Consider the following 25,109-nt stretch of genomic DNA (forward strand, 5'->3'; position numbering starts at 1 on the left):
TCCTCCCTTGAATGGGAAAAACCGCTGTTGTCACGAAGATTGGCGTGCACTAACAGTGCCAGGAATGAAAATCCCTTTAATTTCGAGGTCTTTTCGGCCAGGAGCCTCTTTCGGGCCGGCTGTATTACAAAAGCATCCGGTTATTTCGCGGACAAAGATGGTGTCGGGCGTAGTTTCCAGATCTCGTCGTTGTATTCGGAGATGGTGCGGTCGGTGGAAAAGCGTCCGCTGCATGCCGTATTGAGGATACTCATCTTCGCCCATTTCTCCTGATCGCGATAAGCCTGCGAAACCGCACGCTGAGCCTTGAGGTAGTCAGCGAAGTCGGCCACCGTCAGCCAGGGATCGTTGCGACTGGTCAGTGCCCGCAGAATGGGGTCGAAGATGCCGGGTTCAAACTGGTTGAAATGTCCGCTTTCAAGCAGCTGCAGCACCCGCGCAAGGTTTTCGTCGGCTGCGATGATGGCGGCCGGGTCGTAGTTTTCGCGCATGCCGGCGACCTCTTCGGCATTCAAGCCGAACAGGAAAAAATTCTCCTCGCCCACTTCTTCGCGGATTTCAATGTTGGCGCCATCAAGTGTGCCGATCGTAAGAGCGCCGTTCATCATGAATTTCATGTTGCCGGTGCCCGAGGCTTCCTTGCCGGCGGTAGATATCTGTTCCGACAGATCCGTGCCGGGGCAGATCACCTCCATGGCGCTGACGCCGTAGTTAGGGAAAAATGCCACCTTGAGCAGGTCGCCCACCGCAGGGTCGTTGTTCACTACATGGGCGACATTGTTGACCAGTTTTACAATCCGCTTGGCCATAGCGTAACCGGGTGCGGCCTTGCCGCCGATCAATACGCATCGCGGAGTCCAGTTTTGGATATCCCCGCGTTTGATGCGATCGTAGAGATGAATCACGTGTAAGACATTGAGAAGCTGACGCTTGTATTCATGGATGCGCTTGACCTGCACGTCAAAAAGGGCATCGGGGTCGAAGTGCACTTCGCAGCGCTGCCGGACCAGGTCGGCAAGGCGCACTTTGTTGTCGCGTTTGACAGTCAGCCAGCGCTGCTGAAAATCCTTGTCTCCGGCCAGGGGAATCAACTTGCGCAGCTGTGAGAGATCGTCAATCCATCCGTCTCCGATCTGCTCGCTGATCAGTTCGGTCAACATCGGGTTGGCGGCCGCCACCCAACGGCGCGGTGTCACACCATTGGTTTTATTGTTGAATTTTTGCGGCCACATTTCGAAGAAATCTTTGAACATCCCCCGCTGCAGCAACCTGGAGTGCAGCGCCGCCACGCCGTTGACGGAAAAACTGCCGACAATGGCCAGAAATGCCATGCGCACCATGGGTTCCGGACCCTCTTCGATGATCGACATACGGCGAATGCGGTCCCTGTCGCCCGGCCACCGGCTGCTGACTTCGGCGAGAAAACGGGCGTTGATTTCATAGATGATGTCGAGCAGTCGCGGCAGCAGCCGCTGGAACATGCGCACCGGCCACTTTTCAAGAGCTTCCGGGAGCAGGGTGTGGTTGGTGTAGGCCATGGTGTTTGAGGTGATCTCCCAGGCCTCGTCCCAGCTCAGGCAATGTTCGTCGAGCAGCAGACGCATCAGTTCGGGAACGCAGATCGCGGGGTGGGTGTCGTTGAGCTGAAAGACGTTCTTTTCGGCAAAACGATCCATGTCGATCCCTTCAATGCCGACCCATTGCTGCAACACGTCCTGCAGGCTGGCGGAGGCCAGGAAATACTGCTGGCGCAAACGCAGCTCCTTGCCGTTCTCCGAGGCATCATTGGGGTAGAGCACCATGGTGATTTTTTCGGCATCGTTTTTGGCGGAGACCGATTCGGGATAGGCGCCCGAGTTGAATTCGCCCAGATCGAACTCATCCGTGGCGGCGGCGCTCCACAGCCGCAGGGTGTTGACCGTGCCGTTGCGGAAGCCGGGGATCGGCACGTCGTAGGGGATCGCCAGGACATCGTGTGTTTCAACCCAGCGTCCGCTCAATCTGCCGTCTGCCTCGCGTTTGACTTCGCTGCGTCCGCCGAAGCGAATCCGCTGGGCGTACTCGGGGCGCTCGATCTCCCACGGGTATCCGTCGCGAAGCCAGTGGTCGGGTTCTTCCACCTGTTCTCCATTGCGGATGTGCTGGCGGAACATGCCGTAGCGGTAGCGGATGCCGTACCCGCACACCGGCAGCTGCAGGGTTGCACAGCTGTCGAGAAAGCAGGCGGCCAGTCGCCCCAGGCCCCCGTTGCCGAGTCCGGCATCGGATTCACAGGCTTCAAGTTCCTCCATGTCGAGGCTGAACATGGACAGCGCCTGGTCGATCTCCTCTTCCAGCCCGAGGTTGAGCAGGGCGTTGCCGAGCGCGCGTCCCATCAGGTACTCCAGGGACATGTAGTAGGCACGCCGGCCGTTATTGTCCTGGTAGGCATATCGTGTGTTCTTCCAGCGTTCCATCAGCCGGTCACGCAGGGTCAGCACCAGCGCTTTGTAGATGTAGTGAGTGGTGCGGCAGTTGCGGTCGCGCCCGAGGTGGTGGGTGTAGTAGCCCTGGAGATCCTGTGCCAGGGTCTGCGGATCGTTGGACAGCGGCGGGACTTCAGTCAGGGAAGCGTGGGGCAGACTGCGATCGTGGGTGCGGTGGTGCATAATGTAAACCTCCTGCCGATACCTGGCAAAGATGCGTTAAGTTCAAAACAGAGGATAATAAATTATCTGATTCAATCGCCGGGTCAAGGAAGAATTTCGCACCTGCGTCGATGATTTTTGCGGGTGCATCATCATTATGTGTAAAAAAAACCGACAGAATCCGACGAGAGATGGAAAAAAATGATGAAATATGCCTCCACTGGCTTCGTGGAGAAGCGGATTTTCCCGTATCCAGGTATGAAAATAACTAAAATTGGGGTTAAAAGTCTTCTGGCCTGTTTTTTGCTGAATTATCTTTCATTGAGGAGGGGTGTTTGGCGATGGATTTATCTGGGGAGGCCTCCGATGAATATGTCCAGCGATAAAAAAGTGGGGACAGGCCGTCCAATGAGATTGCCGCGTATGGTTCGGTTGTCTTTGATCGCTCTGCTGGTCGCCGTACCTGGTGCCGCTCTGTTGATCTGGGGAGCTGAGGTCGGTTTAGTGGTGCTCGCAGTCTTCCTGATGGGCTGCCTCGGGCCTTTGTTGGTGATGGCGGGCCTGACGCGGGATCAGGGTGCGCTCTACTGCCGTTGGCCGAAGCGTGACGAGAGAGCGCGCCCGGAGACGGACGTCTCTTCGGATATCTGAAATCAAGTTATTCTTTCTGGGGAGCTTCCATTTTTGGCTGCTCTCCCAGCAGGATGGCGATCCAATGGGTGTCGGGGCTGCTTTCAAGGGCAATTTTGACCGTCATGGTCAGCGGCACCGAAAGCAGCATTCCGACCGGCCCCAGTACCCACCCCCAGAACACCAATGAAACAAACACCACCAATGTTGAGATTCCCAACCCCCGCCCCATGACCCGCGGCTCGATCATGTTGCCGAACAGAACATTGACCACGACATAGCCCGCCGCGACGACCAGTGCCCGCAGGCCACCAAATTGAATGAACGCCATCATCACGGCCGGCAGCGCGGCGATGATGGAGCCGATGTTGGGAACGTAATTGAGCAGAAAGGCCAGCAGCCCCCACAGGATGGGGAAATCCACCCCGAGCGCCCAGACCCATGTGGCAACCACTGCGCCGGTGCCGAGGCTGACCAGGGTTTTCATCGCCAGGTAGTGCTTGACGCCATCGGCCACGCGGGCCAGGTAACCGTAGGATTTTTCGGCGTCTTCTTCCTTGAGCGCAACGCGCAGTTTGGCCGGGAAACTGGCCGCCTCCAGCAGCATGAAAATGACCGTAATCAGGATCAGGAACATATTGGTCAACATACCGCCGAAGCCGGTCAGCATGTTGGCCGCCAGGCGCATGATCGCGCCCGGGTCGACGAATTCCATGAAACGCTGGCGGGGAATTTCGATGCCGTAATTGTTTAAAAGGGTCAGCAGCAAAGATGTTTCGTCCTTGAGGCGCTGCTGGTAAACGGGGACATTGTTGATAAAAGTGTCGATGGAGGTTCCCACAAAGGCCGCCAGCAGTAACTCCACGCCCAGTATGCCCAGTATGACAACCCCGATCGCCGCCACCGGCGGCAGTCCGCGGCGTTTCAGCCAGAAAAAAATGGGTCCGCAGACGATGGCCAGGAAAAGCGCCAGCAGAAAAGGGACGATAATCTGAGAGGCCTGGCGCATTCCGGCGATGACGATAATGGTCGAGGCCAGGGTCAGCATCAAGCGGGCGCTTGGCCCGCCCGTCTTCAAATCGGACATGGTGAGGGCTTCCGTGAGCAGGGTTGAAAGTCGGTGGATCCACTCGTTGCATTGGACCTCAAAAAAGAGGCAACGTCAATGTGGACCGATAAATGCCTTTGCCTTGTCGCTTTTTAAAGCGGAGGAATTATCTCCGGCGGTGGGATCTGGTGCAGGGCGACTTCTTCTTGCAGAGCCGCGAGCAACTGCTGGGCGTCGGCGCGCTGTGAGGCGGGCCAGGCCACTTCGAGCACCCCGGAGCGGTTGTCGAGAGTGCGCATGAAGCACAGCCCGTCATAGCTCTCCAGGATAAAGCGCAGATAGGCAATGTCCTGTGGCGGCAATGAGAAATATCGGTATTCAAAAGTTTTTTTCATCGGGGGTCGGCTCCGAAAAGCTCTTGACGGCAACGGTCAGGAGCGTTATTTTTGCTGAAAAATTTTATCGAGATTGAAAATGATTATAGGTGTACCGACTGAAATCAAAACCCGTGAATATCGCGTCGCGCTGACGCCGGTCGGTGCCCGTGCCCTGGTGGAAGACGGTCACGAGGTCCGGGTGCAGAGCGGCGCCGGCCTTGGCAGCGGCATCGACGATCAGGCCTACCGTGAGGTTGGTGCAGAAATCGTGGATGAGGCTGCCGATATCTTCGCCGCATCTGAGCTTCTGGTCAAGGTAAAGGAGCCATTGGAGAAAGAGTGTGCGCGTCTGCGCCGCGGGCAGATCCTGATGACCTTTCTGCATCTGGCCCCCGCGCCTGAATTGACCCGAGCCCTTCTGGATGCCGGTGTCACGGCAGTGGCCTACGAGACCATTGAGCCGGCAGACGGCTCTTTGCCGCTGCTGCGCCCCATGAGCGAGGTGGCCGGTCGCATGGCGGTGCAGGTGGGGGCGCATTATCTGCAAAAGGAAAACGGCGGACGCGGCGTTCTGCTCTCTGGCGCGCCCGGTGTGCCGCCGGGACGGGTTCTGATTCTCGGGGCTGGAGTCGTGGGCAGCAATGCGGTGCGTATTGCCGTCGGCATGGGAGCCGATGTCACGGTGATGGATATCGACCCGGCGCGCATGGCGCGGCTCGACGATCATTACGGTAACCGGGTGCGTACCCTGATGTCGAGTACCCACGCACTTGAGGAAGAGGTGCCGCATTGTGACCTGTTGATCGGCGCCGTTCTCGTGCCCGGCGCCCGAGCGCCACGTCTGGTGGGACGCGATCTGGTCAGGCGCATGATCCCCGGCAGCGTGGTGGTCGATGTGGCGGTGGATCAGGGGGGATGCGTAGAGACCACTCACCCAACGACCCATGACCAGCCCGTATACCGGGTCGGCGACGTGTTGCATTACGGCGTGGCCAACATGCCCGGCGCGGTAAGCCGCACCAGCACCTATGCCCTGACCAACAGCACCCTGCCTTACGTGCGCGCCATCGCCTCTCAGGGGCTCGCCGCTGCCTGCCAAAAGGACGAAGCGCTGCGGCGTGGAGTCAATATTCACGACGGTCAGCTGTGCAACCGCCCAGTGGCCGAAGCCCTGAACCTCGAATATAAAGAGTACCGCCCGTAACCCGCGGCTTCCCCCCTCTCCCAGCGGGAGAGGGCCGGGGTGAGGGAGAAAAACAGCATATCTCTTATATTTGCCAACGACCCTCCTTCAAACGGCAATTCCCCAAGCAGAGGTATCATTTTTGCGACCCCCGGGCTCCCCACCCGGGGTTTTTTTGGCTGGAAATAACAAGGTATTTATCCTATTGTTTCAAGTCGACTTCTGTTTGTAGTTTCTGGCCGGGATCCAGGAGATAATGTGATGAAGAAAGACAATGGGAATTATGAGAAAGATGTGAGCCCTGGGAGCGCCAGACAGGAGCCTTTTCATGATTCCCATAATTCTCAGAACTCCCAGCCTTCGATTCTAACCCCAAGAGGCGATTATCGGACCCTGCTTTCCTATCAGAAGTCTGAAGTGGTCTATCAGATAACCTACCGTTTTTGCCGACGCTTTTTGCACCGGGGCGACCGCACCATTGATCAGATGGTGCAGGCGGCCCGTTCGGGCAAGCAGAATATCATCGAAGGGAGCAAAGCCGCGCCCACCTCCAAAGAGATGGAGATTAAACTGACCAACGTAGCTCGTGCCAGCCTCGAAGAACTGCTCGAAGACTACCGCGACTTTCTCAAAGTGCGTGACCTGATCATCTGGGACAAAAACTCAAGGCAGGCCCGCTACGTCCGCAGAATTGGGCAGAATCCCGAAATCTCCTATGAAACCTACCGCGAATTCGTCGACACCCGCTCTGCCGAAGTGGTGGCGAACATCGCCATCTGCCTGATACATCAAGCCAATTACCTTCTCGACCAACAGTTGAAACGCCTGGAAAAAGATTTTCTGCAGGACGGCGGTCTGCGCGAGCGCATGACGCGGTTGCGCTTGCAGGAACGGGATCGGCAGCGCCTGAAGCGATGAAAAAACGGAACCCATGAGAAGAGCAGCAAATTATGCAAGTGATGGGAGCTATGAGAAATATGGGAGTTATGATTCTCATGCTTCCCATGGCTCCCATAAAATAAAGATCGAAAACCGCGAATAGCCTTGCTTTTAAGGTTTCCGCGACCCGCGTCCCGCGTCTCGCGTCCCTGCTTCTGCCCCTGCCCCATCAATCAAATAACGCGCAATGCTGCGTTTCGGCGGCAGGTCGGGGAGGGCGTTGATGGGAAACCAGCGTGCGTCCTCCAGTTCTTTCTCTTCAACAACCACTTCTCCACCGGCATAATCCGCGGTGAATCCGGTCATGACCTGGCTGGGGAAGGGCCAGCACTGGCTGCCGACGTAGCGGATGTTTTTCACCCGAAGGCCGGTTTCCTCCTGCACCTCGCGGGCTACGGCCTCCTCCAGGCATTCGCCGGGGTCAAGAAACCCCGCCACCAGGCTGTAGCGGTTCGGCGCCCATTCCCGCTTGCGGGTCAGGAGAATTTCACCGGGTCGCCGCACTGCGACGATCACGCAGGGATGTATATGCGGAAAGTGCAGATAATGACACCCTTCGCACTTTTTCCCCCATTCTCCCGGCAGTCGCTGCAGCGCCGCGCCGCAGCGCGAGCAGAAGCAACTGTTGGCTTCCCAATGAAGAAGCTGGCTTGCAAGCCCGCCCAGTGACAGATGCGCGGGCTGCATACGGGGGTTAGCGCTCAGCAGGCTTTCGAGGACAAAGCCGCTTGGAACATCCTCTTCCTGGTTCATCGCCATAACCCGAACGGGTCTGCCCTGCCAGGTCCCGATAAAAATCGATTTACTGTCTGAAGTATCCGCTGGGCAGGGGCCATAAGGCAGGTCGATGATGGAACCCTTCTCGGACAGCAGTAGCGCATTGCTGCGGAGGGCCAGCCACCAACCGTCGGTCCCGGGCGGCTCAAGGTCCGGCGGAAGCAGAGTGAATCCGTCCATGCTTGTCGAGTTGAACGGCAGATGCAGCGGGGATTCGAAAAAGTCGGGAAGGGGTGTCATAGAAGGCTTTTCTCCATGTCGGTCAGATGTGCCCCAGGCGTTTTGCCATCAACAGTGCCAGTTGGGTTTTGCCGTCGCTGATTTCGCCACGGTCAACCATCTTAAGTGCTTCTTCAGCAGGTATTGGGACGATCTCGATATATTCATCCGGCTCAAGAGCCTGTTCCGTCTCGTTTAAATCCTTGGCCAGAAAGAGGTGAAGAATTTCGTCGCAGAAACCCACCGCGGTCAGCATTTCGCCGATCTTTTCCCATTTTCCCGCCTGATAACCGATCTCCTCCTGGATCTCCCGCTCGATACACTGCTCAGGGCTTTCTCCGGGGTCGAGCTTGCCGGCGGGGATTTCCCACACCATGCCGCCGCCGGCCGGCCGGAATTGACGGATCAGGATGACGCGGCCGTCATCGAGAAGGGGGAGCACCGCTGCCCCGCCCGGATGGCGCACCATCTCGTAGACGGCCCGGCGACCGTCGGGAAGTTCAAACTCCTCCCGTCGCACGGAAATGATGCGGCCGTGAAAGATGTCTTCAACAATTCGAGTCATGATGCGTTATCGATCCTTTTAAATAGTTATTGAGATGGAAAGACCAGCGTGATTTCACCGAAGCTCGTGGTGAAATGCAGGGGGAGGAACCCGAAAAAGTCACCATCGAGCTGAACGGAGACAGAGTCGCCGGAAAGGGTCACCTCGCGTGTCCGGATAATTTCGCCGAGAGCGGGGCTCACCGGGCGGCGCAGCAGCATGCGCAGGCTGAGTTTTAAAAGAGCCGACAGCCCCGCATTTCGCAGGATGAAAACTTCGAGGCTCTCCTCGGTCAGGCACGCCTTGGGAGTGATCTGGAATGTCCCTCCATAGCAGCGGGCGTTGCTGATGATTGCGCCATAGCCGGTCAAAATTTGACCCTTCGGCATGCGGGCCTGGACCGCTTGCGAGCGGTGCCTGAGCGCTTGGGCCAAAGCCCCCACCACGTAAGCCCCTTTCCCCAACAGCTTTTTCAGGCGAGCGTTCACGCCGGCCACAACCTGTGCATCAAAGCCGACGCCTGCCATCAGTAGAAAGCGGGTTTCACCGGCCAGGCCAAGGCTTATAGGGCGAGGATTTCCTTCCAGCGCGACCTGGCAGGCCTGCTCCACAGTTCTCGGCAGACCGATCTCCAGCGAAAGCACATTAGTGGTGCCCAGCGGCACGAATGCCAGGGGCGTTGTGCAGGGTGCCAGTCCATTGACCACTTCATTCAGGGTGCCGTCGCCGCCTGCGACGATGATACGATGGTAGCTCTTCCCGCGTGCCTGCGCGGCGAAGCGTTGCGCGTCGCCGCGCGCCTGGGTCAGGGCGGTCTCCACCTGATAGCCGCGGTCGCGCAGATATTTTTCGGCCCGTTGGATTGCGGGGCGCGCATTGCCGCCGGCGATGGGGTTGCAGATGAGCAGGATGGGGGAGGGCATGGCTTATATTTTTGGCCGAATGTGGGTCAGAACAACTTTAAAAAATCAAGCAGGCATTGATTGAAGGCCTCGGGCTGTTCAAGGTTCGCCATGTGCCCGGCGCCATCGATCATACAGGAACGTCCGGCCGGCAGACCTTTTGTGAAGGCCGGAATGGTCTCCGGCGGCACGGCGCGATCTTCCGTCGCACCGACAACCAGTGCCGGCACAGGAAAGTCACCCAGGCGGCTGCTGTAGTCGGGACGGTCGCGCATGGCGTGCAGGGCACCGATGAGCCCTTCATCAGAGGATTGCTCCATAATTCCTCTGACCTGATCCACCAGGGTTGGATTCTGCTCCAGGGTGCTCGGTGCGAAAACCAGTTGGATAAATGCGTCGATCACATCATGACGACGCCCCTGGCGCACGGCTTGCGCCATGCTGTTGCGCTTCTCCCGCCCCGCATCGTCGTCGGCGGTGCAGCGGGTCACCAGGAAGGCGGCGCCGGCGATCCTTTTCGGATGCCGCTCCAGCAGGTTCAGCAGAACATAGCCGCCCATCGACATGCCGCCCACCACCGCACGCCCGATGCCGAGATGCAGCATCAGTTGAGCGACATCGTCCGCCAATCGATCCATCGAATAAGGTTCATCGCCGCATTCACTTTCGCCGAAACCAGCCAGGTCCGGGGCAACCACCCGGTAGCCTGCGGAAGCCAACGCCTCGATCTGCGGTGTCCACATGGCGCGACTCAGAGGAAAGCCATGGATCAGCACAATCGCCGGTCCCTGCCCCTCGTCGCTGTAAGCAATCTGGCGCCCATTGATACAAGCCTTCATCGATATATTCTCTCCTGTATGTTTGGCTTAAGGGGGGCGGCTTAAGGCTTTAGGCGTGAGGCTGAAGGCGCCCAAAGCCCAAAGCCCAAAGCCCAAAGCATTTCGCGTCCCTCGTCCCGCGTCCCTCTCTACCCCTTCCCGAACAGTCCGAACAACCCCTTCTTCTTTTTCTCCGGTTCCGGCTCCTCAACATGATCCACAACCGGGAAGCGTTCCACCACCGCGCGCACATGGGGGGCGCTGCCGAGTTCTTCAGTCAGGTCGGCTCCCGCCTGATGTTGACCTTGGTGGTCACCATTCTGCCACAATTCGCTTTCACTCACGTCATAAACTTTGCCGCTCACGGCGACATAGGCGTTGTTGCCGCCGCGTCCATCAAAGTTGCTCAGTTCCGATAATTTCATCCGGTAAACCTCCCATCATGAAAACGTCTTTCATTTTGTTGCAAGTTCATTGCTGCTTGGTACGCTCGTGAAAATTGGAAGGACTGTGTAGTTACACAGTCCAAATTCTCCGGGATCCCTTTTGCCTCACAGCATAGGAGATCATAGCATTAAAAGGCCGTTTTTACTATTGTCTCTGGCTATTTCCGAAATGAAAACCTGAAATATTGCCTCTTGGTAGCTCTTTAAATATAGGGAAAAGTCAATAAATAGAAATAGAAATTACTGAATTAATGTTTAGTTGGGGGGGCAAGATTTGCTTTGACAATTAAGGTGTGTTGTGTTTAATTGTTGCCAATTCATTCTGTCGGTTTCATTCGATCGTTTGCATTGTTTTAGGTGAAACCCTGATGGCAAGTTAATGTTTTTATTCGTTTTAAGCGGTTTTGTTGAGTTTGTACAGGCGTTTCGCATTTCAGTGTGTTGATTGAATTAATGCTGATTTCGGAGCAGATTGAAGTGTTTTGGTCGGGAGGTTTCATGGGGGTTAAGAAGGGGCTTCTTTTCGGCTTGGTTTCAGCCGTTTTGGTTCTTGGCCCTTTTTTTGACGCCTCGGGCGCCAGGATTTCCGGTCGCACCAGTACGGTGGTTGAGTGGTTTGATGACGCCAACGGAAAAACCATTGTTCCGGCATATCAGTATGTTCAGTTCAACGCCTATGACCTCGCCGATAAAGGATATGATTTCCGCATATACGGACGAATCGGAGATGATCTTGCTGGCGAGCGCAGTTCTTCCGCGAAGAGTCGGTTGTATTATGCCTATATCGATAAGCAGGACTTTGGGGTTGATTCCCTTGACCTGAGATTGGGGCGTCAGTTCGTCACATCCGCTGCCGGTGCCTCGGTCATGGACGGTTTGCGGCTCGATTATGATTTCCTGGACAATTACAGCCTGACCATTTTTGGTGGCGGCGATGTGGCTTACTACGAAGGTTACAATGCCAAGGATGCCGTTGCCGGAGCCGAGATCACAGGAACTTTTTTCAAGACGCTCAATCTGGGATTGTCATATCTCGCCCGGTTTGACGGCGGGTTGCTGGCCCAGGAGTTATACGGACTCGATGTCGAATATGATATCAACGACCTGCTCTATTTCTACAGCGAGACCCAGTATGACTATCTTTCCGATCGTGTCAGCTACTTTCTGGCTGGGATCAGGTATTATCAGTTCTCCCAGTGGAAAGCGCGCCTTGAGTATCTTTACTCCTTGCCGGTGTTTTCATCTACGTCCATCTATTCTGTCTTCGCTGTTGATGAATACGAAGAAATCCTGGCTGAACTCACTTACGACATTGCACCGGGCTGGCGTGTTTTTGGTCGTTACACGCGTGAAATATATCCTGAATTTTCCGACGCTAATGTATTCGAGGCCGGCCTTGAAAAGCTGCGCACCGACCGTTGGGGCGGTTATCTCTCGGGGGTGTACCGCGACGATGAGGATGGACAGGATCTGAAAGGGTTCAAGTTTCGCTGTTCGTATCTGTTCAACAAGCACGTACTTGCCGGTGCCGGAGTGGAAGTCGATGTCTTTGACAGGCAGATCGATTATTTCGACATCGATTCATCCAGTGATGAGACCACCAGTAAGCGCTACTGGGTAGATGCAACCTTATTCGTAACCAAGGCGATCAATCTGCAGGCGAAGGTCGAACGTATCGAAAGTGATCTGTGGGATTATTACAATCGCGGACGGGTACGTCTGAACTTCATTTTCTGACGGCAGGGAGTTTCCTTATGATGCGCAAAGTTTTATTAACTCTTGCCCTGGTGGCGCTTTCAGCGTCGGTGGGATGGAGTGTGGACTTTGATCATCGCGATCATCTCGAAGAATATTTTCCGGGGCTCTCCTGCCATGTCTGCCATGTGCCTGATGCGAAGAGCATCGTGCCGGACAAGGAGGTCTGCCTTTTCTGCCATGACAAACCCCTGGTCGATGCAAGCCGGCTTGGTACCACCAAAACCCACGGAGTGACATGGGCGCTCAACCATCGCACGCAGGCGAAAAGTGACGATATGGAATGCACCGCCTGCCATCGCCAGAGTGATTGCTTTGACTGCCACGCAGCCGGTTTTGCCGACGAGCAGGGCGATTTCGGCAATGCCATGATCAATGTGCATAAAAGCGATTTCCATGTGACGCACCCGGTTGCAGCGCGAACCGATCAACAGCTCTGCGCCAGCTGCCATGAATCGCGGTTTTGCAGTGACTGCCACGACAGCTTCCGCGGGCGTACCGGGCGTGCAGGAGGCCCGTCTCATGCCCGCTTTTTCGGGATTGACGGTATCGGAGATATTGAAACGGTTCATGCCGGCATGACTCCTGAGACCAACTGCGATGACTGCCACCTACAGGGTTCCGTTGCACCAGGTTTTCACGACTGGTCAACAGGCCATGCCCGGGATGCGCGGCGCAATTTGACGACCTGCCAGGCTTGTCATCCTGGCGGCGACGTCTGTATGAACTGCCATAGCGCAAAAGGCGGCGTGGTGGGCTTCAGCCCGCATGGAAAAAACTGGGGCGACCGCGCCGGTCGTCTCAAGGACGCAAGCAACGGCAAAACCTGCAGGCGCTGTCATGACCAATATTGAAGCCCTCGCGACCTGTGACTCTGCATCGTAATAAGGTGATGATCGTTCGTATGGCCCAATTGAGATCGTTCCTGAAATTTATGCCCTTTGCCGCCGCACTTCTCGGCTTTATGTTGCTGGGAGGATGTGGAAGCAATAGCGGCAGTGGCGATGCCCCGCAGGCGGAGGCGCCAGTGGGCAGCTACGGGGTGGATGAGAACGGTATCCGTTATACGGGGAGCAGCGGTTGCGTGGCCTGTCATCAGCTGTTGACTTTCGGTGAACTCGATCCCGAGGCCAGTGCGGAGATCGTTGCAGACTACCTGCGCGGCCGCCACGCCCAGGGCAGCCTTGATGCAGCGGCGCCCCAGGCGTGTCTTGATTGCCATGATCCGATTGGCGACGGATCGACAATTGAGTCCTTTCTGCCTGCCGGCGCCTCAATCCCTGAAGCGGGGCTGGCGGCCGTTGGTTGTGAAAACTGCCACGGCGCCGGAGGCGACCATTTTGGCGACGGGCCGCTCCCCCGCAGTGTGCCTGGTTTTGAAACCTGTGGGAACTGTCATGACCTTCTGGCTCCGGCCAGCCCCCATGTCGGGGCAGAAGACAGCCTCCTTGCAAACTATCAGGACAGTCGCCACGCAACCTCGGTGCGGGCCCCGGGCAACGCCCTTTGCGGTCGGTGTCACAGCGATGAACTATTCCGCAATTATCATGAAAAGACGGTTGATCTTGAAGCGGCTCAATGGGAAACTTTTTTCTCCGGAGTGACTCCTCCCTCCGATCCGAGCCCGGTGCAATGCCGTACCTGTCACAACCCCCACAGTGGCGCACTGAGAACTTCGTCGATTGTCGACAATGATCGAGAGGTTTTCTCCGGAGAATTCAACCTTTGCACTGCTTGCCATCAGGTTAATCTCGAGTATGATTTCGATAGTGAAAGCGGTACCTACAGCTTTCAGCTCGATGAGAGCCGGGACACCTATCTGGCGACGGGCCACCCCGCGACCGATGCCCTCATCGAGGATAGCCACTTTAAATCGGGGGCGGATATTTTCGGTTACAACATCAACGCTTCTGCCCGCAACGCCTGCACCCAGTGTCACAGCCCGCATGCGGCTTCTCGGTTTGTTGCCGAGGATTCCATGGCTATTGCCGAGGCGTGGGCCCGTTCCGGACATGCAGATTATCAGGGGGGCGCGTTTACTCACCAATTCGATCCCGATAGCGACGGCGCCTGCCTCAAATGTCATAACGGGGTGGAATTCGTTCGCTATGTGAACGGGGTGCCCCCCGTCGACCTGGATGCTGCCAGGCAGGGCGGCGTTGTCGCCTGCGTCGCCTGCCATGATCTTGATGATTCCAATAACGCCGATGGCGCACTGAGGCAGATTGATGAAGTTGCATTCCCCTCCGGCGCGATTGTCAGTCTGAACCAGGCCAATAATCTCTGCCTCGAGTGTCACCAGGGGCGGTCGTCGACACGCCAGGTTGATGAACGCATCGCCGACAAGGGGAGTAGGGGACGGGAGTAGGGGACGTTGTTTACCTGTTGCCTAAGTTTCACTTTCATGCTACTTAAAGCTTATGCCACGAACAGCACGCCTCGACATCCCAGGTCTTACTTATCACGTCATCGCTCGCGGGGTGAATCGCTGCGACCTGTTTCTTGATGACAACGACCGGCGCAAATTTCTCAGCCGTTTCTCCGATCTTCTCACGGAAACTCAGACTCAGTGTTTTGCCTGGACGCTGATGTCCAACCATTTTCACCTGCTGCTGCGCCCTCAGCAAACAGGGCTTGCCCACCTGATGCGCCGGCTTCTCACCGCTTATGCCATCTACTTCAATCGTCGTTATGACCGTAGCGGACATCTTTTCCAGAACCGGTATCGATCCATCGTGTGTGATGAAGATACCTATCTGCATGAACTTGTTCGCTATATCCATCTCAACCCTCTGCGGGCCGGGGCGGTGAAAGAGTTGAACGAGTTGGATGAATATCCCTGGTGCGGACATGCGGTCGTCATGGGGAAGAAAGCCTTGCCTGGGCAAGCAGTCAATGAGGTTCTGGAGTTGTTTGCGAACAATGGGGCGCAGGGACGAATCAGGTATCGCTCATTTATTGCTGATGGTCTTGATTTGGATGCGCAGGAGAAAATCACCAGGAGGGGGGCTGCTCGTGAAGGAGAACCGTTTCCCGATCCCCATATCTTTGGCGACGAAGGATTTGCCGAAAGGCTTCAGGCCCTGCAACAGCGCGAGCGGAGATCCAAAAAGGGGATGCCGGTCGATGAAATTGTCAAGCGTGTCTGTGGTGAGTATAAAATTGAAGCCGGAGAACTGGTTCGCAATACGCGAACTGCGAAAATTGCAGAGGTGCGGGCCGTTATCTGCTACCTTGCTGTTCGTATCGTTGGTTACAGTGGTGTTGTGGTCGGAAGGTACGTCAATCTCGAACGAGCGGGTGTAAGTCGCGCGGCTGCGCGAGGCGAGCTGGTTGTCAAAAATTGTCCGCAATTGTTGAAGTTGGTTGACGAGTAAACAACGTCCGTCCCCGGGTTGACGGGTTGATGATAGCTGGCATTGGTTGACGAAATTGAGATGGAGATAATCTGCCAGAGTTTACAGGGTCGACAAAAAAAAGGAGGCAGCACAAAGCTGCCTCCCTTTCGCCTTTTAGAGACTTGCTACTCGTGGCAAACGGTGCAGGATTCTACAGGGAATCCGTCGAAATAATCAATATGATCATATCCGCCGAACATGTCACCCCCTTCAGCCGTCATGTGTCCACGCAGGACGCGGTCTGCCAATTCATCATCGGTGATTTCGTGGCAGGAGTAGCACACGGAGGCTGTGGGGCCATTGACCCCCGATCCGTTCGCATATAGGTTCTTCATCTCGTTGCCGATTACGCCGAGGCGCATTTTGGGGTCAACAGGAAATTTATGGCTGTCGTTTATGTGACAGGCGTTACAGTCCACCACGGTGTTGGGATAGGTGACATGGGTATATCCGCCGTCATAAACACCATCGACGATGTGGTCGCGCCGGCGATCGAACTTGCCGCGTTTCTCACCCACGCCATGGATTGCGTGCATGATGTACATGAAATCGACGGTGCCTTGCACTGTACTGCCATCGCGACTCAGAGAGCCGGCGTTGTGGCAGGTGACACAGGCCATGATGTCGTTGTCGGCCGTAGTGCCGTGTCGGCCGATCGTATTATGACAGCTCAGACAATTTTCGGTGCTGACGATCTGGCGACGCTCTCCAAATTCTTCAACCAGGCCGGAGCCGAGAGTGAACGTTCTGACGACGCTGCTGGCATTGATGCCAGCAGGGCCGCGTTCAATTACTACGAATCCGTTGCGGCCTTCCATGGCACCGTCAGGAAGGACCGCGAAGGTTGTGACCGCTGTTGTGTTGTCACCATCGACAGGGGCTGTGTTTCCGCTATCAGCCTCGACCTGGAAGGGGCGGCCGGCGTCACCGTTGCTTGAAACGCCGGAACCATCGTTCGTCCAGTCATCGCCATACCCCCAGCCGATCCCGAGACGCACGGATTTTTCGAGATAGATGTCCTCGCCTTCGAAGATGTCCTGATATACTCCATCCTTCAGTACACGCCAGGTGACTTTTGCTTCTGAGCCGGTAACGGCACCTTCAATGCTCAGGATTTCCATCTGATAGCTTCTTGCAGCAGCCAATTGATCAAGCGTGGCGCCTACCTGGTGAAACTCCTCTGCGCTGGGAATATCACCCTCTGAATGGCAGGAAGTGCAATCACTATCCTGGTAATGAAATGCATTTGTCCCGCTTTCCCTGTCCGTGTGGCAGGAGGTGCAAGCGCTGAGCTTAACTTTGTTCCATAATTGATTGGCAGTGGGAATCCTTCCTTTGTGGCAGGAAACACAATTCGCGACCCCAGGGTTGCCGGGGTAGGGGGTCTCGTCACTGGGATGAGGAGTCCTGCCGAAAGTCCAATCGGGATAGCGCACCTGCTGGAAGGGTTTGCCGTCAAGTTGGAAGTCTTCGATGCCGGCATGAATTCCATGGATCATGTTGGTCATGCTCAGGGTAAACCAGCCATCGACTTCCGCAACGGATTCATTGCGATCAAAGGTAAAGTCGTTATGGCAGTTTGCGCAGACATTGGGATCATGGCGCTGTGAACCATGTGCGTTGAAAGCTGTTGCAGCGGTGCCATGGCAGGAAGCGCAGGATGCTATATCCATAATCTTATGGGGATTGCCGACGAGGGTCACATTGCCGTCGTCGTCAAACTGGAAATGGGCCAGTGCATTGAAGCGGTAGTCCCCGTTGCGGCTGTCGCCGGTGCGACTGGTCACGGCGACGCGATATGTTGCCCCCGCCTCCCAGGTGCTGAAGGTGTTGATGTCTGCTAGAATGCCCGCAACGAAGTTGCAGTAGTCAGGGCTGATGTCACTGCATCCGAACGCTTCTGCATCTGGAGCCGAACCGTCGGATGTGGGGCTGGTCCAGTAGGCGCCGTTGCTGAAGTCGATGACCGTATCACCATCGGTGTATGTGTACTGGAACGTTTTTTCTTCAATGGGTGAAAGTGCGCTGTCATTTTCCTTGCGCAGGTTCCCGGCGCGAATAACCCTGGGATTGTCACCCGTTTGGCGATCTCTTTGAAGCATGCTTACCCATGTGCCCGCTTCGGGAACCCATTTGGCAATGGTGAATTCGGCATGCATCCGATCTCCCTCAAACCCGGGAGTTTTAAAAGTCAGTGAAACCTGCCCATTGTTGAGAGAAACCTCCTTAATTTCTGCATTTTGGTCAAAAGGTTTGACTGGAAGAGCGTGCGCGTCTTCAAATGATAATGTGAGACCTTCTCCGGGTGTGCCGGGTGGCCCGGGAGGGCCCTGTTCGCCTGGTGCGCCATCTTCACCTGGTGCCCCCGGTGCGCCATCTTTTCCATCGTCGCCGGAACAGCCGGCTAGAATCAGGCTGAGCGCGAAAAAGGGGATCAGGAGATAACGATTAAACATGCAAAACCGCTTCATGCAATAAGCCTCCGTTCATTGTTTGTTGAATTTTCGCAGTTGTTCTGTAAAACAAATTTTCCTTCTCTGGTCGTTTGATGACACCTCCTTTAGTTGGCTTTTAAAAATATTTTCCTGAAAAGGCCAAGGCTTGGCATCTGGATTTAGGCTTAACTAATCTGAAGTTAGCAAACGCAGTGCCAACAGAGAAATGTAATAAAAACGACATATTGGGCTTGGCGTCCTGAAGGGTGAAGATTAAAATGTTCAAGATCCGGCGGCGCTGGGGGGAGGCGAAGATCAAAACTCGCGGAAGGCCGTGTGCTTCAGTGGGAATTGTGAATAGCTTTATTTGTTCAAAAACCGGCGGACACGGGCGAGGTGTAAGGGCGATCGAGGTTTGTTGATGGGCGAGTGTGTCCAAAATCGGGCGGTGGTTGTGGTTTTTTTCAGGCGGGTTTGCGAATCCCGAGCTTTTCCATCTTGCTATAAAGCGTACCACGCGCGATACCCAAGGCCTCGGCTGCGTGGGAGAGATGCCAGCCTTTTTGTTCAAGTACCTCTCGGATGAGGGCTGCTTCTGCTGCAGCAAGAGAACTGTTCTTCAGCGTCAGGTTGAAGTTTTGGTCCGCAGCGTTGCCAACCGACTCGGGAAGGTGCCCAGGAAGGATTTTTGACCCTTGGCAGAAAACGACGGCATGCTCAATGGTGTTGGCCAGCTCACGGACATTTCCCGGCCAGTCGTGCTCACAAAGTAAAGCCATGGCTGATTTGGCGATACCGTCAATATTCTTCCCTGTTTGACGCCGGTACTTCTTGAGAAAAAAATTTGCCAGCAGGGGGATGTCGGATTTACGCGATCGCAAGGGGGGGCAGTCAGAGAAACCACATTGATGCGGTAGTACAGGTCTTCACGAAAGGTCTTTTCCTTGATGGCGGCCGTCAGGTCGCGGTTGGTGGCGCAGATGATGCGGGTGTCGACCTGAATGGTTTCGGTGCCTCCCACCCGCTGAAAATTGCCGAGTTCCAGAACCCGCAGCAGGGTGACCTGGGTCTGGATCGGGATGTCGCCAATCTCGTCGAGAAAGATCGTTCCTCCGGAGGCCGCTTCAAAGAGACCGCATTTGCGCGACGTGGCGCCAGTGAAGGCTCCTTTTTCATGCCCGAAAAGGGCGCTGCTGATCAGGGCTTCGTTGAGTGCAGCGCAGTTCACAGGGATAAAAGGCTGCTCTCGGCGCGTGCTGCGAGCATGGATGGCTTCAGCGATCAATTCCTTGCCGGCGCCACTTTCTCCATGGATCAGGACAGTTGTATCCGTTTGGGCTACTTGGCGGATTTTCTCGTAAATTTCGAACATGGTGGCATCTTTGCCTACCAGGTTTTCGAAGCGAAAACCTGTTCCGGGAGTGGGCGCGGAATCTTGCAGCAATTCCTTATGCTGGATAATCTTGTCCAGCTGCCGGCGGATCATGTCCATGTCGAGGGGTTTGAGAATGTAGTCATAAGCCCCGGCTTTGATCGCCTTGACTGCCTCTGCCGTCGAATCGACACCTGTGAGCATCAGCACGAATGTGTCGGGGAAATTTTTTCGGACCTGTCGAAGTAGTTCCATCCCATCCATGCGCGGCATGAGCAGGTCGGTAAAGACGATATCTACGGTGGTTTCGTTCATCAGGCGCAGCGCCTCTTCGCCGCTTTGCGCGGTGGTTATGACGAAGCGTTCCTCGTCGACCATTGCCCGTTGGAAGAGTCGGCAGTATGCGGCTTCATCATCGACGTAAAGGATATGAATTTTAATCGGTGCCGAGGAGTTATGATCGAATGAAGTCATGATTCGCCTGTTGTCGGGGATTCCGTAAGGTCGGTTTTTGGAAGGGACATGGCCTGGGCTATCGCCTTCTGCAGATCTTTTGCACTCCAGGGTTTGCGCAGGAATGCGTGTATTTTTCTATCCTCCAGGGATTGTTTTGCCGTGTTGATGTCGGCATACCCGGAAAGGATAATACAGAAAGCAGAAGGGTTGATCTCGGCGGCTTCTTCTAAAAAATCAATACCGTTCATCCCTGGCATGCGGTAATCCGACAGGATGATTTGCACGGGCCGCAGGGAAGGTAACAGGGCCAGTCCTTCTTTGGCCGACAGTGCGGTATAAATTTCAATATCGATGTCGAAAAGTTGCCTTCTGATGACATTGAGAATGTGAACTTCGTCATCTACGCACAGCATACTCAGGGGCTCAGGCATGAGATGCCTCCAGCCTGTTTTGAAAGGGGAGGCGAATGGTAAAAACGGTGCCGCTTCCGGGTACGCTCTCGGCTGAAATCTTGCCCCCGTGTTTTTGGACGATGTCGTAGACGATGCTCAGGCCCAGGCCTGTTCCAACGCCAACTTCTTTAGTGGTGAAAAACGGTTCGAAAATTTTCGAGAGGTTTTCTTCGGGAATCCCTTTGCCTGTGTCTTTAATGGCAATATAGAGGTCGGTGTCGTCCGCCCAGGTTTTGATCCCGATTTCCCCCCATTGGTCAATGGCATGCGAGGCGTTGATCAGAAGATTCATGAACACCTGGTTGAGTTGCTGAGGAAAGCAGAAAATTTTTGGGGTTTGTCCGTAATCTCTTGTTATTGTGGCCTTATAGCGGAGCTCATTCCAGATAATGCTGATTGTACTTTCCAGGCATTCGTGGATATCGGTTAATTGGGCTTCAGGTTCATCGAAACGAGAAAAACCCTTGAGGTTGAGGACGATTTTGTTGACTCGGTCTGTTCCCTCGAGACATTCCTCCAGCACTGCCGGGAGTTCCTCAAGGATATAATCAATTTGAAGAGTGCGACGGCTGCTGCCGGTTTTCTCATACGCTTCTGCCGGTCCTGATTTTTTTAACGCCTGATCTTGAATCGCGATAAATTGGGAAATTTTTTCCCAGAAACCGCCCAGAACCTCGATGTTTCCCTTCACAAAGCCGATGGGGTTGTTGATGTCGTGGGCGATGCCTGCCGCAAGCTGGCCGATGCAAGCCATTTTGTCCTGCTGCAGGATAGTCGCCTGCTGCTCCTGAAGGTTCTTGTATGCTTCTTCGAGCGCTGTGCGCCCTGCTTCGATTTCTCTATTTTTAGCGCGCAGCTCACTGGTTCTTTCGTAAACACGCTGTTCAAGGTTTTCATTCAGGCGGGTCAATTCCTTTTCGGCGTGGCGGCGCTCAGCGATCTCGATTTCCAGCTTCTGGTTGGTATGAGCCTGTTTGTCGAGTTCTCTGTGAAGGCGGCGGCGGTTTTCAGCCAGGCGTCGGTCGACGTGCCCGAGAACCCGGTAGGAAAAAGCAAAAAGCCCAGAGCTCAAAAGCAGGCTGAAAAGAATGACCTGTGCGATAAAGACTCGGAAAGAGGCCATTTCCTGGGTAATGTCATTGAGGATAATGAAGTCGCCGACGGTGCGCCCAGCGGCATCTCTGAGCGGAAATGCACGGCCACGATAGGAGCGGCCCTCCGTATGAAGGACTGCCCCATGCTCATGGTAAATGACCTCCCCGGATAACAGTTCTGCCGCGACCTCAGGTGGCACGGAAACCGTTTGATCGATCAGGACCATTCCCGGCAGCAGGTCCCAGTCGGCCTGGCGACCAAGCAGGGCCATCCCCTCCTCCCAGGACTGGCGATTCAGAAACTGTTTGTCGAGTGCGAGGATAAAATCAATGTCGGTAATGCTCTTGATCTCATGAAGTATGTGGTCGACCTCCTGGCCGAGCTCGATATACCCGGCCAATTTCCCCTCAACATGCCAGGGGTAGACGAGTCGGAGAGTGAATGTCCCGTTTGCTCCCAGTTCCAATCCTGCAGCCGGTTTTGCCTGTGTTATGGCGCGTCGCATTGTGACGCGCTGGGGCGTGTCGGCAGTGTTTTCCGGATGGTAGACTCGCAGGAAGTGGTGGCCATTGACATCATGAAAATAAAAATGAGTGATCTGCTGCTGGTGATAGAGGCGATCGAGCAGAGCCGAGCCGTGTTCCAGTAGAAGTTGGCGATCTTCGGCAATCATGGCATTCTGAAAGCGTTTTTGCTCGGCAATGAATTGAACCACTGAAAGCATGGATTTTTCACGGCTGGCCACTAGACCGTCGAAAAGGTTCTGCACTCGCTCATAACGATGACTTAAATCATCGGCAGAATCCTGCATGCGGATACGGTAGCTTGCATAGAGAAAAGAGCTGATGAGAACGAGGAAGGTGAGCGTGAGTGGAACCAGAACCTGCCTTCTTATATTTTTCTCGTGCATGAGTTAAAGCCTGTGTACAGGGCGTGGGGATGTTGGAATAATAACCAAATTTAGGTTACTTAAAAGAGCTTTGTCAAGGAAGCTTCTCGGGGACGTAGAAGGGTCCCGGGTTTGCGTGCCGCCCTCGGTGGCATCAAAACTGCCGCAAAAAATCCGCAACCGTTTGCACAATGACACCCTGGGTCTTTTCGGGTTTGTTCATGTGCGCCCCGAAATGCCTGGTGTCGCCGGTGAGGAAGTGAGTTGCCCGGTTGGCGGTTGCCTATCAAAAAACAGGGCAATCGCATAGAAAAAGATGGATGAGATTGTCAAGCGTGTCTTTGGTGAGTATAAACTTAAAGGGAGTGGTTGGAGCGCAAAAAAAACAATCGTCGCTTATGCAACTGATGGAGTTGGTTGACGAGTAAACAACGTCCCCGGGTTGAAGATGGAAAATTTCTCGTTTATCCCTGCAAGGCTGAATTCGTTGATCTGCCGTTTGGCGGAGTTGCCCTATGTGGATAAAATCATTCTGTTCGGATCGCGGGCGCGTGGGGATGCACAGCCGCGATCCGACATCGATCTGGCTGTTTTCGCGCCGGGGGCGACCTCGCAGCAATGGGTGCAGCTTGTTGATCTGGTGCAGGAGGCGCCGACGTTGCTCGCGATTGATCTGATCTGGTATGAAGAGGCTGGTGAAGAGTTGAAAACGAAAATCCGGCAGGAAGGGAAAGTTCTTTATGATCGATCAGAAAGCGGCGCAGAGTCTCGAAAATCTTGAGCGTGCCTTGAAACGGCTGGAGGAGGCCCTTCGGGAGCCGGAAAGCAACTCCCTGGTGATTGACGGCACCATCCAGCGGTTTGAATTCGTCATTGAGCTGTATTGGAAGACATTCAAGCGATTGCTGGCGATCGAAGGCCTTGAGGCAAACACGCCGCGCGAAGCGTTGCAGAAAGCTTATGCCGCTCACTGGATCGATGACGAAGCCGGCTGGCTGCAGATGCTGCGCGATCGCAACGAAACCTCCCATATCTACGATGAAGCGGCCGCCCGGCGCATTTATGCGCATATTCAGCAGAATTTTCCTGTGCTTAAAAAAACTTTCCTGTTTTTGAAGAAACGTTTTATCAACTGAGATAACTTCTTACTCACCCGATGTGGCAATAATGGGGACGTTGTTTACCTGTTGCTTAACTATATTTTTCATGCTACATACGTTGCATGCCACGAACAGCACGACTCGATATTCCTGGTGGCAATAATGGGGACGTTGTTTACCTGTTGCTTAACTATATTTTTCATGCTACATACGTTGCATGCCACGAACAGCACGACTCGATATTCCTGGACTTACCTATCACGTCATCGCTCGCGGGGTGAATCGCTGCGACCTGTTTCTTGATGACAACGACCGGCGCAAATTTCTCAGGCGGTTCTCCGATCTTCTCACGGAAACTCAGACTCAGTGCTTTGCCTGGACGTTGATGTCCAACCACTTTCACCTTCTACTGCGCCCCGGGCAATCCGGTCTTGCCCACCTGATGCGCCGGCTTCTCACCGCTTATGCCATCTACTTCAATCGTCGCTATGACCGTAGCGGACATCTTTTCCAGAACCGGTATCGATCCATCGTGTGTGATGAAGATACCTATCTGCATGAACTTGTTCGCTATATCCATCTCAACCCTCTGCGTGCCGGGGTGGTGAAAGAATTGAACGAGTTGGATGAATATCCCTGGTGCGGACATGCGGTCGTCATGGGGAAGAAAGCCTTGCCTGGGCAAGCAGTCAATGAGGTTCTGGAGTTGTTTGCGAACAATGGGGCGCAGGGACGAATCAGGTATCGCTCATTTATTGCTGATGGTCTTGATTTGGATGCGCAGGAGAAAATCACCAGGAGGGGGGCTGCTCGTGAAGGAGAACCGTTTCCCGATCCCCATATCTTTGGCGACGAAGGATTTGCCGAAAGGCTTCAGACCCTGCAACAGCGCGAGCGGAGATCCAAAAAGGGGGTGCCGGTCGATGAAATTGTCAAGCGTGTCTGTGGTGAGTATAAAATTGAAGCCGGAGAACTGGTTCGCAATACGCGAACTGCGAAAATTGCAGAGGTGCGGGCCGTTATCTGCTACCTTGCTGTTCGTATCGTTGGTTACAGTGGTGTTGTGGTCGGAAGGTACGTCAATCTCGAACGAGCGGGTGTAAGTCGCGCGGCTGCGCGAGGCGAGCTGGTTGTCAAAAATTGTCCGCAATTGTTGAAGTTGGTTGACGAGTAAACAACGTCCCCCGATCGGCCCGTCCCCCGATCGGCCCGCTCGGTGTTGCGCCGAGCCTCTTCAACGGCTAGGCGGCAGGTGAGCGTGCGCCAGTGCCCGTCGGTAGATAGCTTGATAATCAGTGCTGATTTGCCGGAGGGGTTGTGCGCGGCGGTAAACAGGATGTTGGCGTCGAGGAATAATCGCATCATTGCCTGCGCTTGAGCTTTTTCAGTATGGCTTCTTTCTCAGCGACAAGAAGCTGGTCATCCTTTTCCCACTGCGCGATATCCTGATCTGAATACATCTCGATTTCAAGCACTGCCGCGGGCCTTAAAACCACCTCTCCGTTCCGGTCCTCCGCGATAAGGACTCCGCCAGGCTGTATCCCCAGTTTTTTTCGCATTTCCGCAGGCAGGGTGATTTGCCCACGACTTGAAACGATAATGTTTTCCCGCATGGTTTGTTCCTCCGTATGTATGAATTTCAGTATT

General features: G+C 54.9%; 24 protein-coding genes and 1 pseudogene. 10 read left to right on the top strand and 15 right to left on the bottom strand.

What is annotated here, in order from left to right; translation table 11 throughout:
• Nucleotides 1-140: 140 nt before the first annotated feature.
• A complete protein-coding gene (locus tag GSUB_RS03270) occupies nucleotides 141-2,648 on the bottom strand; it encodes a glycogen/starch/alpha-glucan phosphorylase (RefSeq protein ID WP_040199174.1) in 2,508 nt (835 codons plus the stop codon).
• 345 nt (nucleotides 2,649-2,993) lie between these two features.
• Here GSUB_RS03270 and GSUB_RS18945 point away from each other — a divergent pair, with 345 nt between their 5' ends.
• Nucleotides 2,994-3,278, top strand: coding sequence for a hypothetical protein (locus tag GSUB_RS18945; protein ID WP_144401932.1), 285 nt, complete (start codon nucleotides 2,994-2,996; stop codon nucleotides 3,276-3,278).
• 7 nt (nucleotides 3,279-3,285) lie between these two features.
• On the opposite strand, the gene GSUB_RS03280 is transcribed toward GSUB_RS18945, so the two are convergent.
• Both GSUB_RS03280 and GSUB_RS03285 read right to left on the bottom strand, forming a co-directional pair.
• Nucleotides 3,286-4,344, bottom strand: coding sequence for an AI-2E family transporter (locus tag GSUB_RS03280; RefSeq protein ID WP_040199176.1), 1,059 nt, complete (start codon nucleotides 4,342-4,344; stop codon nucleotides 3,286-3,288).
• A 113-nt stretch (nucleotides 4,345-4,457) separates the two neighbouring features.
• Entirely contained in the window at nucleotides 4,458-4,700 is a 243-nt protein-coding gene (locus GSUB_RS03285; RefSeq protein WP_040199177.1) for a DUF4911 domain-containing protein, read from the bottom strand.
• Nucleotides 4,701-4,779: 79 nt separating this feature from the next.
• Here GSUB_RS03285 and ald point away from each other — a divergent pair, with 79 nt between their 5' ends.
• Nucleotides 4,780-5,886: an alanine dehydrogenase gene (gene ald, locus GSUB_RS03290; protein ID WP_040201997.1), complete on the top strand. Its 1,107-nt coding sequence runs from the start codon at nucleotides 4,780-4,782 to the stop codon at nucleotides 5,884-5,886.
• 240 nt (nucleotides 5,887-6,126) lie between these two features.
• Nucleotides 6,127-6,783: a four helix bundle suffix domain-containing protein gene (locus GSUB_RS03295; protein WP_084211712.1), complete on the top strand. Its 657-nt coding sequence runs from the start codon at nucleotides 6,127-6,129 to the stop codon at nucleotides 6,781-6,783.
• A 132-nt stretch (nucleotides 6,784-6,915) separates the two neighbouring features.
• On the opposite strand, the gene nudC is transcribed toward GSUB_RS03295, so the two are convergent.
• The 5 genes from nudC to GSUB_RS03320 form a co-directional block, all read right to left on the bottom strand.
• The gene (nudC, locus tag GSUB_RS03300; RefSeq protein WP_052464451.1) at nucleotides 6,916-7,821 is read right to left on the bottom strand and encodes an NAD(+) diphosphatase; all 906 of its coding nucleotides are present in this window, start codon (nucleotides 7,819-7,821) and stop codon (nucleotides 6,916-6,918) included.
• A gap of 22 nt (nucleotides 7,822-7,843) precedes the next feature.
• The gene (locus GSUB_RS03305; protein WP_040199178.1) at nucleotides 7,844-8,365 is read right to left on the bottom strand and encodes an NUDIX hydrolase; all 522 of its coding nucleotides are present in this window, start codon (nucleotides 8,363-8,365) and stop codon (nucleotides 7,844-7,846) included.
• Between the two features lie 26 nt (nucleotides 8,366-8,391).
• Complete coding sequence (locus GSUB_RS03310) at nucleotides 8,392-9,267, bottom strand: diacylglycerol/lipid kinase family protein (RefSeq protein WP_052464453.1); 876 nt, start codon at nucleotides 9,265-9,267, stop codon at nucleotides 8,392-8,394.
• 26 nt (nucleotides 9,268-9,293) lie between these two features.
• Complete coding sequence (locus GSUB_RS03315; protein WP_040199179.1) at nucleotides 9,294-10,085, bottom strand: alpha/beta fold hydrolase; 792 nt, start codon at nucleotides 10,083-10,085, stop codon at nucleotides 9,294-9,296.
• Between the two features lie 128 nt (nucleotides 10,086-10,213).
• A complete protein-coding gene (locus GSUB_RS03320; RefSeq protein WP_052464455.1) occupies nucleotides 10,214-10,489 on the bottom strand; it encodes a cytochrome b5 domain-containing protein in 276 nt (91 codons plus the stop codon).
• A gap of 519 nt (nucleotides 10,490-11,008) precedes the next feature.
• On the opposite strand from GSUB_RS03320, the gene GSUB_RS03325 reads away from it, so the two are divergent.
• Genes GSUB_RS03325 through GSUB_RS03340 form a run of 4 tightly spaced genes read left to right on the top strand, consistent with a single transcriptional unit; the run spans nucleotide 11,009 to nucleotide 15,642 of the window.
• Nucleotides 11,009-12,247 (top strand): hypothetical protein, encoded by a 1,239-nt coding sequence (locus GSUB_RS03325; protein WP_144401933.1) that lies wholly within the window; start codon nucleotides 11,009-11,011, stop codon nucleotides 12,245-12,247.
• Between the two features lie 17 nt (nucleotides 12,248-12,264).
• Nucleotides 12,265-13,119 (top strand): hypothetical protein, encoded by an 855-nt coding sequence (locus GSUB_RS03330; protein ID WP_040199182.1) that lies wholly within the window; start codon nucleotides 12,265-12,267, stop codon nucleotides 13,117-13,119.
• A 50-nt stretch (nucleotides 13,120-13,169) separates the two neighbouring features.
• On the top strand, nucleotides 13,170-14,633 hold the full coding sequence (locus tag GSUB_RS03335) for a multiheme c-type cytochrome (protein ID WP_040199184.1): 1,464 nt from the start codon (nucleotides 13,170-13,172) through the stop codon (nucleotides 14,631-14,633).
• A gap of 52 nt (nucleotides 14,634-14,685) precedes the next feature.
• The gene (locus GSUB_RS03340; RefSeq protein ID WP_040199186.1) at nucleotides 14,686-15,642 is read left to right on the top strand and encodes a transposase; all 957 of its coding nucleotides are present in this window, start codon (nucleotides 14,686-14,688) and stop codon (nucleotides 15,640-15,642) included.
• 146 nt (nucleotides 15,643-15,788) lie between these two features.
• Here the strand turns inward: GSUB_RS03340 and GSUB_RS03345 are convergent, their stop codons facing one another.
• From GSUB_RS03345 to GSUB_RS17855, 6 genes and pseudogenes are all read right to left on the bottom strand, one after another.
• Nucleotides 15,789-17,822 (bottom strand): OmcA/MtrC family decaheme c-type cytochrome, encoded by a 2,034-nt coding sequence (locus GSUB_RS03345; RefSeq protein ID WP_040199187.1) that lies wholly within the window; start codon nucleotides 17,820-17,822, stop codon nucleotides 15,789-15,791.
• A 412-nt stretch (nucleotides 17,823-18,234) separates the two neighbouring features.
• A complete protein-coding gene (locus GSUB_RS19540; protein WP_162483921.1) occupies nucleotides 18,235-18,669 on the bottom strand; it encodes a hypothetical protein in 435 nt (144 codons plus the stop codon).
• Nucleotides 18,563-18,979 carry an AAA-type ATPase lid domain-containing protein gene (locus GSUB_RS20210; RefSeq protein ID WP_492211716.1) on the bottom strand — a complete coding sequence of 139 codons (417 nt, stop codon included), beginning with the start codon at nucleotides 18,977-18,979 and terminating at the stop codon, nucleotides 18,563-18,565. The genes GSUB_RS19540 and GSUB_RS20210 overlap by 107 nt, the downstream gene beginning before the upstream one ends.
• A gap of 59 nt (nucleotides 18,980-19,038) precedes the next feature.
• Nucleotides 19,039-19,944: pseudogene (locus GSUB_RS03355) on the bottom strand (sigma-54-dependent transcriptional regulator); the annotation flags it as partial.
• Nucleotides 19,941-20,357: a response regulator gene (locus GSUB_RS03360; RefSeq protein WP_052464461.1), complete on the bottom strand. Its 417-nt coding sequence runs from the start codon at nucleotides 20,355-20,357 to the stop codon at nucleotides 19,941-19,943. The gene GSUB_RS03360 and the pseudogene GSUB_RS03355, both read right to left, overlap by 4 nt.
• The gene (locus GSUB_RS17855; protein ID WP_052464463.1) at nucleotides 20,350-22,383 is read right to left on the bottom strand and encodes an ATP-binding protein; all 2,034 of its coding nucleotides are present in this window, start codon (nucleotides 22,381-22,383) and stop codon (nucleotides 20,350-20,352) included. Before GSUB_RS17855 ends, GSUB_RS03360 begins: the two co-directional genes overlap by 8 nt.
• Before the next feature lie 427 nt (nucleotides 22,384-22,810).
• On the opposite strand from GSUB_RS17855, the gene mntA reads away from it, so the two are divergent.
• The 3 genes from mntA (at nucleotide 22,811) to GSUB_RS03380 (ending at nucleotide 24,636) form a co-directional block, all read left to right on the top strand.
• Nucleotides 22,811-23,143, top strand: coding sequence for a type VII toxin-antitoxin system MntA family adenylyltransferase antitoxin (gene mntA / locus GSUB_RS03370; RefSeq protein ID WP_084212184.1), 333 nt, complete (start codon nucleotides 22,811-22,813; stop codon nucleotides 23,141-23,143).
• A complete protein-coding gene (locus GSUB_RS03375) occupies nucleotides 23,103-23,498 on the top strand; it encodes an HI0074 family nucleotidyltransferase substrate-binding subunit (protein ID WP_040199188.1) in 396 nt (131 codons plus the stop codon). Before mntA ends, GSUB_RS03375 begins: the two co-directional genes overlap by 41 nt.
• A gap of 181 nt (nucleotides 23,499-23,679) precedes the next feature.
• A complete protein-coding gene (locus GSUB_RS03380) occupies nucleotides 23,680-24,636 on the top strand; it encodes a transposase (protein WP_040199189.1) in 957 nt (318 codons plus the stop codon).
• 187 nt (nucleotides 24,637-24,823) lie between these two features.
• Here GSUB_RS03380 and GSUB_RS19345 read toward each other — a convergent pair whose 3' ends face one another.
• Nucleotides 24,824-25,075, bottom strand: a complete 252-nt coding sequence (locus GSUB_RS19345) for an AbrB/MazE/SpoVT family DNA-binding domain-containing protein (RefSeq protein ID WP_052464465.1) — start codon at nucleotides 25,073-25,075, stop codon at nucleotides 24,824-24,826.
• Nucleotides 25,076-25,109: the final 34 nt, after the last annotated feature.

Source organism: Geoalkalibacter subterraneus, assembly GCF_000827125.1.
Classification (GTDB): domain Bacteria; phylum Desulfobacterota; class Desulfuromonadia; order Desulfuromonadales; family Geoalkalibacteraceae; genus Geoalkalibacter_A; species Geoalkalibacter_A subterraneus.